Raw genomic sequence first — 12,224 nt, 5'->3', positions numbered from 1 at the left:
ATGCGGGGCGGATGCGATGAGCATCCGCCCCGACGACGTTAAGCCAGGTTGTTGGCGCTGTCTCCTGCGGTAACGGCGAAGCTGGCGCCGGAGATCATGCGCGCTGCTTCGGACGCGAGAAAGACAACCGTCGGTGCGATGTCGTCCGGATCGATCCAGGGCACGCGGAGAGGCGAGCTCTTGGTGAGGCCTTCTTTTGCCGCCTTCTCGTCTTCCTCGACATTCCCGGTCGGGGTCTTGCCGGACTTTTCGAGTGCCTGGGCGTAGCGCTCCTCGTGGCGGGTGAGCGGGGTGTCGATGAGCCCCGGAACCAGGCAGTTGACGGTGATGCCGTGCTTGCCGAGTTCGAGGGCGGCGGACTTCATAAGGCCGATCAGGGCGAACTTGGACGAGGAGTAGGCGGAGCCGTTGAGCGTTCCGTGCTCGCCCTGTGTCGAGGTGGTGATTATGATGCGCCCGGATTTGTGCCGCACCATGCCAGGGGCGAATGCGCGCAGGACGTTCGCGGTGCCGGTCAGATTGGTGTCGATGGTGATGTCCCAGTCGTCGTCGGTCATCTCCAGCAACGGGTGGAACTGCTGGATGCCGGCGTTGGCAAAGAGAATGTCTACTTTGCCGAAAGCGGATTCGATCTCGCTGGCGGCCCGCCGGACGGCGGAGCGGTCGCGCTGATCCAGGATAGTTTGGTGCCACTGAACACCTTTGGCCTGGACCAGATTGCCGGTTTGGGTTAGTTCGTCGGGGGTCGATGGGGTAACGCCGGAACGCGGGTCCACCGTGGTCGCAAGGTCGATTCCGGCGACGTTTGCGCCGGCGGCTGCAAGGGCGATGGCGGCGGCGCGGCCGATGCCACGAGCCGCGCCGGTGACCACGGCGGTCTTTCCGCGCAGGGCGGACGGCGAGAAAGTCTGCGAGGTGGGGTTTGCTTCGGGTGTTGCATCCGGCATGGGTCGGGTCCTCAGGTGAGCGAGCTCACGATGGTGAGATGCGGGTGTGTGCCGCGCACCGGCGACTGTCTTGGTGGCGCGGCGCGAGTGCGGGCTGTCAAAAGACGCCGGTTCGTATGGGTCGGAGCGGGTTAGCGGAGCTCGCAGACCTGCGCGGCCGCGTTGCGGTATGGGCAGGTGAGAGCCGTTGGCATCGCGGCCGGAAGAACGATCCAGGTTACGCCAAGAGGCAGGAGCCGCTGGCGGCGTTCGGTGTCCGATGCGGTGTTCAGGCCGGTGGTGGCGGCGACGCCCGCTTGCCAGGAGGGGGTGAGCCCGGGGAGGACGGCGGCGATACCGGCATCTTTCACGTTATCCGGAGGGGTGGAGTGCAGGGCGACGGCGCGGAAGCCGTGGCTGTCTTCGCCGGGGTAGTTGATGTAGTTGCTGTCGAGGGCGACGAGGGCAGGGGTGGGCAGGTGGTCACGGCACCAGGCGAAGGCGGCCTGCCAAGGGTTGGAGGGCGGTAATCCGGGCCATTCCATGTGCGCGGTGTGCGGATACAGCGAGCGCTGCATGGCAAAGGTGGACGCGCCCAGGGCAGCGCAGGCAAGGATGGGAAGGGCAGCCTGGGGCAGGCTCTTCAGGCGCGATTGGAGGAAGGCTGCGGCCGCTGGGAAAAGGGCGATGAAGACCAGGTGGAGGCTACGCAGAGGTTGGAGCCGCGCGACCGCCAGGCTAGTTGAGCTTTCGCGAGCGAACGTGAGTGCGAGTAGGACCGCCAAGGCAGAGGTGAGGCAAGCGGCGGCCGTGAGCCGGTGCAGGTTCGACGTTCGGGGCAGACCGGACAGCCTGGCGATGAGAAGGAGCAGAGCGCAGGGAGCCACGGCGCCGGCCCACTCAAACCACCTCCACTGAGCGGGGAACCAGTACGCGCGGGTGTGGGCGACGGCGTAGGTGCCGGCCGTCTCAGCGGGAGCGGTGGTGACCAACAGTGCGGCGATAAGGAAGATCGCGAGGGCAAGAGCGATGATCCAACGGCGCGGCTTTGAGGTTGCCAGGCTGGCGAGAACCAGAAGGGGGAGAGCTCCCCAGATGGCCATGAGGGGATGCAAGGTGGCCGCGGCAGCCCAGCATAGGATTACGGCCGGCCAGCGATGGCGGAGCGCGAAGCTTAGCGCGAAGAGCAGCAGCGGCGTTGTGAGGCTGCGAGCGGTGCTGTAGGGGTCCACGGCGTAGAGTCCCGTGCCGGCGACGGGAAGACCCGCCGCGACAGCTACCGCGAGGACCGGGAGCCAGGGCCGAGTCTGCAGCGGGAAGCAGCTCTTCGCAAGATGTGCGGCGGCACAGAGCAACGCCACCAGCCCAAGGGCTTGGATGCCGAAAAGAACGGCGGACAGCGGAAGGTGCAGGATGCGGACGGCGGCTGCCGCGGTGGGCACGAACAGGGCGAAACGGGTGTGCGCGGTGACCCAGACGCGGTCGTGAGGGAAGAGGGCGGGGTCGATTCGGGCCGCGATGGCTGCGCCGTAGATGCCACCGTCCTCCGCGTCAGGATGGTAGCCAAGCAGGAGCAGGGCGAGCGCCGACGCGGCGAGAATGAAGGCGAGCCAGGCGTGACTGGACCATCGCGATGGCGCGTGCGGCTTTGGTTGGTGCGGCAAGGGCCGGATCTGGCTGGGTGACATGCGTCAGATGAGTTCCGTGGGCGGGGCGACAAGGGCCGTGTCACCGGTTCCGTCGTTCGGAACAGGCGAGGCCAGGGCGCCTGGCATCGTATGATGCAAGGAGCATGCCGGCAGGACCTTTGAAGACAGACACAGTGGGTCCGGGTGACGTGACACCGGCCGAGCCCGCCATCGGCACAGAGGGTCGCAAGGACCGCAAACGCGAGATCTGGAAGCTGATTCCGGGATTCGGCATCTCCGGGTTTTTCCTGTGGCGCACGATCCGCGGCATCCACTACGACGACCTGCGCGCGCTGCACCTGGTTCATCCAGTGTGGATTGTGGGCATGACGCTGTTCCTTGTGGGCAGCTACACGCTGCGCATCTACCGTTGGTGGTTCATGCTGCGGCGCAGCGGGGCGGCCAGCTTTGCGGTGTGTTCGCGGGTGTTGTTGACCAGCTTTGCGGCGAACAACGTGCTGCCGTTCCGCATTGGTGACTTCTTGCGGGTGTTCACGTATGCGAACGACCTGAACGCGTCGTCGTCGACGATTTTGAGTACCGTGATCCTGGAGCGGCTGCTGGACATCTTTACGCTGCTGCTGTTCCTGGTGGGATTGCTGGTGCATGCGGCGCATGCCCTGCCGCCGGTGCTGGTGCGCGGCCATTCGCTGAACGTGTTGCACTTTGCAGAACCGGTGCTGCTGGTGGTTGCGCTGGGGCTGGTGCTGTTGCTGTTTGGGGCGTCGCTGCTACAGCGGATGGTGGAGGCGCTGGTGCGTCGCATGCCTGGGGGCGCACGCACCGAAAAGGTTCAGCGTTGGGCGCTGCTGCTGTTTGATTCGGTGCTGAAGCTGAGCTTTGCGGGGCGCATGTTCCTGCTGGTGTCGAGCGTGGCGGTGTGGCTGTGCGAGGGCATGATCTTTGTGTCGATTGCTCGCATGCTGGACATTGCCGTGCTGCCGCGAGGGCCCTGGCTGGCGGTGACGTTGAGCAACCTGGGATTCCTGATCCCGTCTTCGCCGGGAGCAATCGGCGTGTATGAGAACTTCTGCAAGGCGGCGATGACGAGCCAGGGAGCGGCCCCGGGTATCTCCGGGCTGTACGGCATCCTGGTGCACGTTGTGGTGTTTTTCAGCGTTACGATTGCGGGCGGCATTGCGTTTCTGGCGCACCGGGTAGCGCGCGGCGCAGCGACGCGGCCGTTGCGTGACGACCTGGCGGAACTGCCGAGCGAGCTGCCCGCGGCGACGCCTCCCGGCATTTCGTAGGCTCGCCTGGCGATTGCTGCGCTGAGAGCCGGGATGCCGCAGCGGAGAAAAGAACAGAGGCGTGCTGACCGCGCCGCACGAGGGTAGAGGATGTATCGCAAGCTGCAACAGGCCGTGCTGGACCGCATTCGCGAGGTGCTGCGGGAGCGCTACGACGTTTCGTTGGAGCGCATTGCGGCGGAACAGCCGCCGTCCGTGTCGCTGGGCGAGATCGCGCTGCCGGTCGCGTTTGAGCTGGCCAAGCGGTTGCGGAAGGCGCCGCGTGCGATTGCGACGGAGCTGGCGGAGTCGTTGCAGGGTGTTGAGGGTGTGAGCTCGGTGGAGGTCGCGGGAGCGGGATACCTGAACGTGCGACTGGATCGCGCGGCGATGGTGAAGGCGATTGCGGCGGATGAGCACTCTGCGGTAGGTGGGCCGGGCTTCCGCCTCTTGGAGCACACCAGCATTAACCCGAACAAGGCGGCGCACGTGGGGCACCTGCGCAACGCTATCCTGGGCGACACGTTTGCCCGGATGCTGCGGCCCGACGCGTACAAGCCGGGATGGCAGATCGGCGTGCAGAACTACATCGATAACACGGGTGTGCAGGTTGCGGACGTGGTGGTTGCACTGCAGCACCTGCAGGGCAAGGACCTGCAGGCCGTACACGAGTTGCTGCTGGAGCTGGCGGCGCGTGGCGAGCGCGTGGACTACTACCTGTGGGATCTGTATGCGCGCGTTTCGCAGTGGTACGACGCGGACCCGGCACAGAAAGAGGCGCGCCGCGCGGTGCGGTTGCAGACGCTGCACGCGCTGGAGCATGGGGAAGGTGAGACCGCACAGATCGCCGACCTGCTGGCGACGGCGGTGCTGTCGCGGCACCTGGAGACGATGAACCGGCTCGGCATCGAGTACGACTTTCTGCCGCGGGAGAGCGAGATTCTGCACCTGCACTTCTGGGAGCGGGCGCGGCAGATCATGGTGCAGCGCGGCGTGTTGTACCAGGAGACGGCTGGCAAGAACGCGGGCTGCTGGGTAATGCGGCGGGCCGGAACCGAGGCGGTGGAAGAGGGTGAGACGGACCTGGACGCCAAGGTGATCGTGCGTTCGAACGGGACGGTCACGTATGTCGGAAAAGACATTGCCTACCACCTGTGGAAGTTCGGCCTCTTGGGTACCGATTTTGGGTATCGCGTTTTCCGGGAATATCCGGGGCGCACCTGCTGGATCTCGGCCGAGCTTGGCGATGGTGAGCAGCCCCACTTCGGGCATGCCGACGCGATCTATAACTTCGTAGATTCGCGGCAGAATGATCCTCAGGCGAATGTGCGCGAGGCCCTGCGCGGTATGGGCTATACCGAAGCGGCGGACCAGTACACGCACGTGAATTACGCCATGGTGGCGCTGACACCGCGGTGCGCCGAAGATCTGGGTTACTCGTTGAGCGAGGAAGACCGCGCCAAGGCGTACCTAGAGGTGAGCGGGCGCAAGGGCTTTGGCGTGAAGGCGGACGATCTGCTGGACCGGCTGATCGCGGCGGAGACAGCGGAATCCGAGAAGCGGAATCCGGAGATGTCGGCCGAGGAATGCCGGGAGAACGGCAATGCGATCGCCGTGGGCGCGCTGCGCTATTTCATGCTGAAGTACACGCGTAATACGGTTCTCGCGTTCGACTTTCAGGATGCGCTGTCGTTTGAGGGTGAGACCGGGCCGTATGTGCAATACGCTGCGGTGCGCGCCGCGAACATTCTGCGCAAAGCGGGCGTGGCACCGGAGGAGGCTCTGGAGAACCTGGCCGAGCTGCCTCTTACCGGCCTGAGTGGCGAGGATGAGATTTGGAGCTTCTGGCTGCTGCTGTCGCGGGTGACCGCAACCCTGGAGCAGGCCATTGCAGCGGCGGAGCCTGCCATCCTGGCGCGGTATGCGTTTCAGATTGCGCAGGAGTTTTCAAACTTCTACCACCGCAATCACGTGGTGAACGAGGCCGATCCGGAGCGCAAGGCGCTGCTGCTGGCGACGGTTGCGGTAGCCCAACGAGAGCTGACGCGGGTTCTGGGCTGGCTGGGTATCGCGGTGCCGCTGGCGATGTAGTCAGGCGTTCCGGCGGAGCGTTTCGCGGATGGCCTGCACGAGTTCTGCCGGGAGTAGGGGCTTCGCGAGCGTACCGTCGATGCGCAGGTCGCGAATCTGCTCCATGCTCGAATAGTCGGCAGCATTGATGAAGAGCAGGATGGGGGTGGTGTCGCCGCGGCGATTCAACTCCCGGATGAACTCGGGGCCGGTCATCACGGGCATGTGCTTGTCGCAGAGGATCAGGTCGAAGCGCTCGGTTTCAAGCGTGGCAAGTGCCAGGGCACCGTGTTCGGCGCTGCGGGCGTAGGCGCCCGCGAGTTGCAGCACGAGGCAGAAGGTTGAAGCCAGCACAGGTTCGTCATCCACAATGAGCACACGAACGCCGGAGAGGGCCGTTTTGTCGAAGGTGTGCGTGTGGTTCGCCATGGCTAACGCCTTTCGTAAGACCGTACCCAGTCGACGACGGATCGGACTGCGACACCGGAGGGACCCTTTCCGATGTAGTTTCGGGCTTCATCAATCCAGGCCATTGCTGCGATGTCGAGGTGGATCCACGGCGTGCCGGCGGTAAATTCCTTGAGAAACATGGCCGCGGTGATGGCGCCGCCCCAGCGGTCGATGCCGGTGTTCTGAATGTCGGCGATGCTGCTCTTGATCTGGTCGCGGTACTCGTCCGTGCAGGGAAGGCGCCAGAAGGCTTCGCCTGCCGATTCTGCGGCGGTGGTAAAGCGGGCGCAGGTCTCTTCGTCGTTGCTGAACATGCCCGCGTTTAGCCGGCCGAGCGCCACCGCGACCGCGCCGGTGAGGGTGGCGGCGTCGATCAGATGGGTGGCGCCCAGGGTGCGGGCATAGTGCAGGCCGTCGGCAAGGACCATGCGTCCCTCGGCGTCGGTGTTCATGACTTCGATGGTGGTGCCGCTCATGGCGGTGACAACATCGCCGGGGCGGTAGGCGGTGCCGCTTGGCATGTTTTCGGCCGAGCAGACGATACAGAGGACGCGAACGGCCGGCTTGAGCAGGGCGATGGCGCGCATGGCGCCGAGCATGGCAGCGGCCCCGGCCATGTCGTACTTCATCTTTTCCATGCCGTCGGCGGGCTTGATGGAGATGCCGCCGGTGTCAAAGGTGATGCCCTTGCCGACTAGGGCGAGCAGCGGAGCGCCTTCCGGCGGAGTGTTCGCCGGTTCGTAGCTGAGGTGGATGAGCGCCGGCGGCTGCGCGGAGCCCTGTGCCACGGCAAGGAAGGCGTTCATGCCGTGTTGGCGGAGGAACTCGGTGCTGTGCACCTGGCATGCGAGGCCGACTTCGACCGCCATGGCGGAGGCGCGACGGGCTAGCTCGCTGGGAGGAAGAATGTTGCCGGGTTCGAGTACGAGCGCGCGGGCGAAGTTCTGCGATTCGGCGAGGACGCGGCCGACTTCGAGCGCCGCGTCCTGAGCCGGGGATGGCACAACGGAGGGCAGGAGCAGATCCAGATGAAGGATGGAGCGGTCCTTGCGGTCGGAGCGATAGAGGTCCGGGTCGAAGTCGGCGAGGATCGCGCCCTCGGCGATGGCGCGGACCACCGCTGCGGGGTCGAGCGCGGTTTCGGGAACGAGGAGGCTGAGGGAGCGGATGGAGCGCTCGCGTGCAAACCGGACCGCGCTGCCGGCGGCCTGGCGAAGCTTGTTTGCGCTGACGGTGGATGCAGCGCCGGCACCGACCAGCAAGAGGCGTTCGGCAGTCAGGTTCGCGGGGGTATGCAGGAGAAGGGTTTCGCCGACGGAGGCGCGGAACTCACCGCTGGAGAGGGCGCGCTCAAGCGAGGCCGAGCCGGACAGGGATGCCGAGAGAAGGTTGGGGGTCGCCGATGCGGGTTTGGTCGAGGGGTCAGACGTGTCGACGGCAAGAACCGCGAGCAGTGGCGACGAGATGGAGGCGGCTTCTCCCGAAGCAAACGTGATCTGCATGCTTGCTTTAGGCTACAGGACTGGCCCGCAATTTTTCACGTCTGCAAAACCGATGAGCGTACCGCTTGCGGTTCCGAAAGAGAACAACCTGTGAAAAGGCGTGTGGGACGGAGCGCGCCGAAGCCGTGTTTAGCGGCGCTGGCCTCGGGCGATGGCGGCTTTGGCTTCGCGGTCAGCCTCGCGGCTGCGCTCGCTTTCGCGCTTGTCCCAGTCCTGCTTGCCTTTGGCGAGGGCCAGTTCGCACTTGACCTTGCCCCGGCGGAAGTACAGACGGGTGGGGATGAGCGTGAGGCCTTTTTCGCGGGTGCGGGCGGCAAGCTTTCGGAGTTCTTCCTTGTGCAGGAGCAGCTTGCGGGTGCGGGTGGCCTCGTGATTCTCGACGTTGCCATGCGAGAAAGGACCGATGTGGGCGTTGAGCAGGAAACACTCGCCATCCTTGACCAGGCCGTAGCTGTCTTTCAGGTTGGCTTTGCCTTCGCGGATGCTCTTGACCTCGGTGCCGCGCAGGGCGACGCCGGCTTCGAACCGGTCGGTAAGGAAGTAGTTATGGCTGGCGGCGCGATTGACGGCGGCGTCGCGGTCGCCCACGGCGATGGGATCGCGCGGCTTTGCCTTTTTGGAAGGCGCAGACTGCGTCGGCATGGAAACCATGTGGGGCATCGCTGGATTTGATGCTACCAGTCTGGGTTGACGGGCAGGGCACAGCGGGCATTACCCTTCTGCGCGGAGGCTCGTCCAACAGGCACGGATGGTATTCTTTTCAGGCATTCCAGGCCACGTTTCGAATTGTTTTCGCCGTGCGGTTCAGGGCGGGAAGCGGTGTGCATCCTGGCGCGCCACAGAGGGGCAACGAGGTTGATTTCCGCAGGTTCGCGCCGCGCAACGTGGCCGTTTCGCTTCCCGCTTAGCGGTGGGCTTGTCCCCTCATCCGACGTATGCCGCGGCACGGAGCGGCGGGCGCCAGGTTGGCGCGCGGGGCTGGCGTTGGCCGCCACACTGGCCATAGGATGCGGCGCGGCGATGCCGGTGCAGGCGCATGGGCAGTCGGCGAAGAGTTGGGCCAAGCGCGGCGCCGATGCGGAAGCGCATGAGGACTACGACGCTGCGTTCGAGGCCTATCGCCAGGCGCTTCTACAGCGGCCGGACAACCTGATTTACAAGACCAAGTTCGAGCGGGTGCGGTTTGCAGCCGCGGCGGCGCATGTGGATCGCGGCAGGGTCCTGCGCCAGAGCGGCGACTTCAACGGCGCGTTGACGGAGTTTCAGCGCGCGCTGGCCATCGATGGCGGCAACCAGACGGCGCAGCAGGAGATTGTTGCGGTTGAGCGCGACATGAGCAACGCGCCCGGCGCGGCGCTGCTGCAGCAGGCGCCGGTAGGACCGTCTGCCGCGGCGTCGACGGTAGCGGGGCCGATCCAATTGAAGCCGGTGGATAATGCGCCAGTGACGCTGCACGTGGTGGAAGACACCAAGGTGCTGTACCAGGCGATCGCGAAGAGCGCAGGGCTGAACGTGATCTTCGACCCGGACTACACGTCTCGCCGCATTCCGCTGGACCTGGTGAACGTGTCGCTGTACGACGCTCTGCGCATCCTGGGCACGATCAGCGGCACCTTTTGGAAGCCGGTGACGAGCAACACGATCTTTGTTGCGGCGAACACACAGCAGAAGCGGCAAGAGCTGGACACGGTCGCGGTGCAGACGTTCTACATTTCCAACGCGGCTTCGGCGGCGGATGCGAATGAACTGCTGACGGCGCTGCGTAATGTGCTGGACCCGCAGACGAAGATCTTCCTGGTGCCGAGCCAGAACGCGATCGTGATGCGTTCCACGCCCGACCAACTGCTGCTGGTGGAAAGCCTGCTGAATAACCTGGACCGGCCGCGCAGTGAAGTGGTTGTGGACGTTGCGGTGCTGGAAGTGAACAAGACCCGCACGCGCAACCTGGGCATTACGCTGCCACAGAGTGTGCAACTGGGAACGCAGTTGAACAACGGGACATCGTCGACGCTGAACAGTAGTTCCGCTACCAGCACGAGCAGCACCACGACGGGAACCAGCACCAGCAGCACGACCACCAACCCCTCGTTGAACGACCTGGCGAACTTCACGGCTTCGAACATCGCGGTGAGCATTGGTACGGCCGCGGTGAACGCCTTGCTGACGGACAGCGATACGCGCATCCTGCAGAACCCGCGCGTACGTGCGACGGACAACCAGAAGGCGACGTTGAAGATCGGGTCGCGTATTCCGATCGCTACGGGATCATTTTCGAGTGGCGCGTCGACGGCCATTGTGAGTTCGCTGGTGAACACGCAGTTCACCTATATCGATGTGGGCGTGAACATTGAGATGACGCCAACCGTGCACCAGGATCGCGAGATCACGCTGAAGATGGTGATGGAGATCTCGAACGAGAGCGGCACTGTGACGATCTCGGGTGTGCAGCAGCCCATCATCGGCCAGCGGCGCGTGGAGCAGACGATCCAGTTGAAGGAAGGCGAACCGAGCATTCTGGCCGGCCTGCTGACCAAGGATGAGGAGCGTTCGGTCTCGGGAACGCCGGGCATTGGAAGCATCCCGATCCTGAACAAGGTGCTGGGCAGCAACACGAAGACGAACACGGACGATGAGATCGTCTTTCTGCTGATTCCGCACATTGTGCGCGAGCCGCTGATTACGCGGCTGAATACGCGAGCGATCGACTCGGGCACGAGCGCGCACTTTGAGCTGCGGCATGACGACACGCTGGCGGCCGCAAGCGGCGACACGAGTGCGCTGGTGACGACGGGAGCGTTCCAACGGCAGCAGATTCCGGCGACGGGGATGACCGCAGCACAGGCTGCCAACGCGATGATCGGCCAAGTCGGGAGCGAGCAGGCGCAGCGAGCGGCGCAGAGCGCGCTTCATAACCAGATGAATCAGCCCACCATTTCGCCGAGCGGAGTGCAGCAGGCGGCGACCGGTCCGGTCAGCGCGCAGCCGACGGGCGGGGCACCGGTGCGATTCAGCGTGGTGGCGTCGAACGCGACGCAGGCTGTGGGAAGCACGTTCCAGGTTTCGGTGGCGGCGGCGGACGCGAAGGATCTGTATGCCGCGCCGATGCAGGTGCAGTTCGACCCCAAGCTGCTGTCGCTGGTGAACGTGGATTCGGGCGAGATGCTGGGGCGCGATGGCCAAGCTGTGTCAGTGGTTCACCGCGATGAGGGCAACGGGATGGTGACGGTGTCGGTGTCGCGTCCGCCGGCAGTGCGCGGTGTGGACGGGACGGGCAGTGTTGCGGTGCTGACCTTCAAGGCGATCGGCGCCGGAGATGCGACAGTCTCGCTGGCGCGGGTGGGCGCGAAGAACAGCGCCCAGGCAAATGTGCCGGCAGTGGGCTCCCAGACGGTCGTGCACGTCAAATAGGTATGCGCGCGAGCGAGCAGTGCCGAATGCGAGACCGTGGCGAAGCCGGCATGACGCTGGTGGAACTGATCGTGGTTGTCAGCATTATTGCGCTGCTGGCCACCGCGGCGGTGCCGATTGCGCGGTTCCAGTTGAAGCGGCAGAAAGAGCGAGAGCTGCGCGCTGACCTGTGGATGATGCGGGACGCGATCGACCGCTACAAGGACGCGGCGGACCGGGGAGCGTTTCAGACCAAGGTGGACTCGTTCAACTATCCGCCGGATCTGGACACGTTGGTGAATGGCGTGGACGTGAAGGACAAGAAGGTGCGGTTTCTGCGCGAGATCCCGGTGGATCCCATGACCAAGACGAATGAGTGGCAGTTGCGGTCGATGCAGGACGATGCGGACACGACAAGCTGGGGCGGACAGAACGTTTTCGACGTTCATAGCAAGAGCGACGGCACGGCGCTGGACGGGACGAGATACTCATCATGGTGACGCGTCTGCGAGAGAACACAGCGGTGACTGAGGGCGGTCAGGAAGAGCAGGGCTTCACGCTTGTGGAGCTGATCGTGGTGATGATTATTATCGCGACGCTGGCTGCCATGGCCGTGCCGGCGTATTCGCACCATATCCGGGTGGCGAAGGAATCGGTGCTTCGGGAAGATCTGGCGACGATGAGACAGGCGATCGACAGCTACACGGTAGACAAGCAGAAGGCGCCGCAATCGAAGGAAGACCTGGTGACTTCGGGGTACCTGAAGTTCATCCCGATCGATCCGATTACGAGTTCGTCGCAGACGTGGATCTTTGATCACAGCGACAGCTACAACAGCGTGGACGAGACGGACACGGGGATCAACAACGTGCATTCCGGCGCGGGCGGTGGGGCGACGGATGGGTCTTCGTACTCGACCTGGTAGCCAGGCGGAAAGAAAGCAATGAGAAGAGGCAGGGATTGCTCCCGGCC

Annotated in this window: 10 protein-coding genes; 5 read left to right on the top strand and 5 right to left on the bottom strand. The window is 64.6% G+C overall.

The features are described from left to right. Positions 1-38: 38 nt before the first annotated feature. Positions 39-947: an SDR family NAD(P)-dependent oxidoreductase gene (locus OHL12_RS04920; RefSeq protein ID WP_263412714.1), complete on the bottom strand. Its 909-nt coding sequence runs from the start codon at positions 945-947 to the stop codon at positions 39-41. 131 nt (positions 948-1,078) lie between these two features. Then, positions 1,079-2,614, bottom strand: a complete 1,536-nt coding sequence (locus tag OHL12_RS04915) for a hypothetical protein (protein WP_263412713.1) — start codon at positions 2,612-2,614, stop codon at positions 1,079-1,081. A 119-nt stretch (positions 2,615-2,733) separates the two neighbouring features. Between OHL12_RS04915 and OHL12_RS04910 the strand changes: the two genes are divergently transcribed. Both OHL12_RS04910 and OHL12_RS04905 read left to right on the top strand, forming a co-directional pair. Beyond that, a complete protein-coding gene (locus tag OHL12_RS04910; RefSeq protein ID WP_263412712.1) occupies positions 2,734-3,864 on the top strand; it encodes a lysylphosphatidylglycerol synthase transmembrane domain-containing protein in 1,131 nt (376 codons plus the stop codon). Positions 3,865-3,954: 90 nt separating this feature from the next. After that, entirely contained in the window at positions 3,955-5,934 is a 1,980-nt protein-coding gene (locus OHL12_RS04905) for an arginine--tRNA ligase (protein WP_263412711.1), read from the top strand. Here the strand turns inward: OHL12_RS04905 and OHL12_RS04900 are convergent, their stop codons facing one another. The 3 genes from OHL12_RS04900 to smpB all read right to left on the bottom strand — a co-directional run bounded on the left by OHL12_RS04900 (position 5,935) and on the right by smpB (position 8,525). Then, positions 5,935-6,342, bottom strand: a complete 408-nt coding sequence (locus tag OHL12_RS04900; RefSeq protein ID WP_263412710.1) for a response regulator — start codon at positions 6,340-6,342, stop codon at positions 5,935-5,937. A gap of 2 nt (positions 6,343-6,344) precedes the next feature. Next, the gene (locus OHL12_RS04895; protein ID WP_263412709.1) at positions 6,345-7,865 is read right to left on the bottom strand and encodes a leucyl aminopeptidase; all 1,521 of its coding nucleotides are present in this window, start codon (positions 7,863-7,865) and stop codon (positions 6,345-6,347) included. 129 nt (positions 7,866-7,994) lie between these two features. After that, positions 7,995-8,525, bottom strand: a complete 531-nt coding sequence (smpB, locus tag OHL12_RS04890; protein ID WP_263412708.1) for an SsrA-binding protein SmpB — start codon at positions 8,523-8,525, stop codon at positions 7,995-7,997. A gap of 360 nt (positions 8,526-8,885) precedes the next feature. Between smpB and OHL12_RS04885 the strand changes: the two genes are divergently transcribed. From OHL12_RS04885 to OHL12_RS04875, 3 genes are read left to right on the top strand one after another with little or no spacing between them, the layout of a single operon-like run. Further along, complete coding sequence (locus OHL12_RS04885) at positions 8,886-11,273, top strand: cohesin domain-containing protein (RefSeq protein ID WP_263412707.1); 2,388 nt, start codon at positions 8,886-8,888, stop codon at positions 11,271-11,273. Positions 11,274-11,299: 26 nt separating this feature from the next. Next, positions 11,300-11,752: a type II secretion system protein gene (locus OHL12_RS04880; protein ID WP_263412706.1), complete on the top strand. Its 453-nt coding sequence runs from the start codon at positions 11,300-11,302 to the stop codon at positions 11,750-11,752. Next, the gene (locus OHL12_RS04875; protein WP_263412705.1) at positions 11,746-12,177 is read left to right on the top strand and encodes a type II secretion system protein; all 432 of its coding nucleotides are present in this window, start codon (positions 11,746-11,748) and stop codon (positions 12,175-12,177) included. Before OHL12_RS04880 ends, OHL12_RS04875 begins: the two co-directional genes overlap by 7 nt. The last annotated feature ends 47 nt before the right edge of the window (positions 12,178-12,224 follow it).

It is taken from the genome of Terriglobus aquaticus, from assembly GCF_025685415.1.
In the GTDB taxonomy this organism is placed as follows: Bacteria; Acidobacteriota; Terriglobia; order Terriglobales; family Acidobacteriaceae; genus Terriglobus; species Terriglobus aquaticus.
Note: the sequence above shows the minus strand (reverse complement) of the source record. Positions and strands in the feature narration are given on the sequence as shown.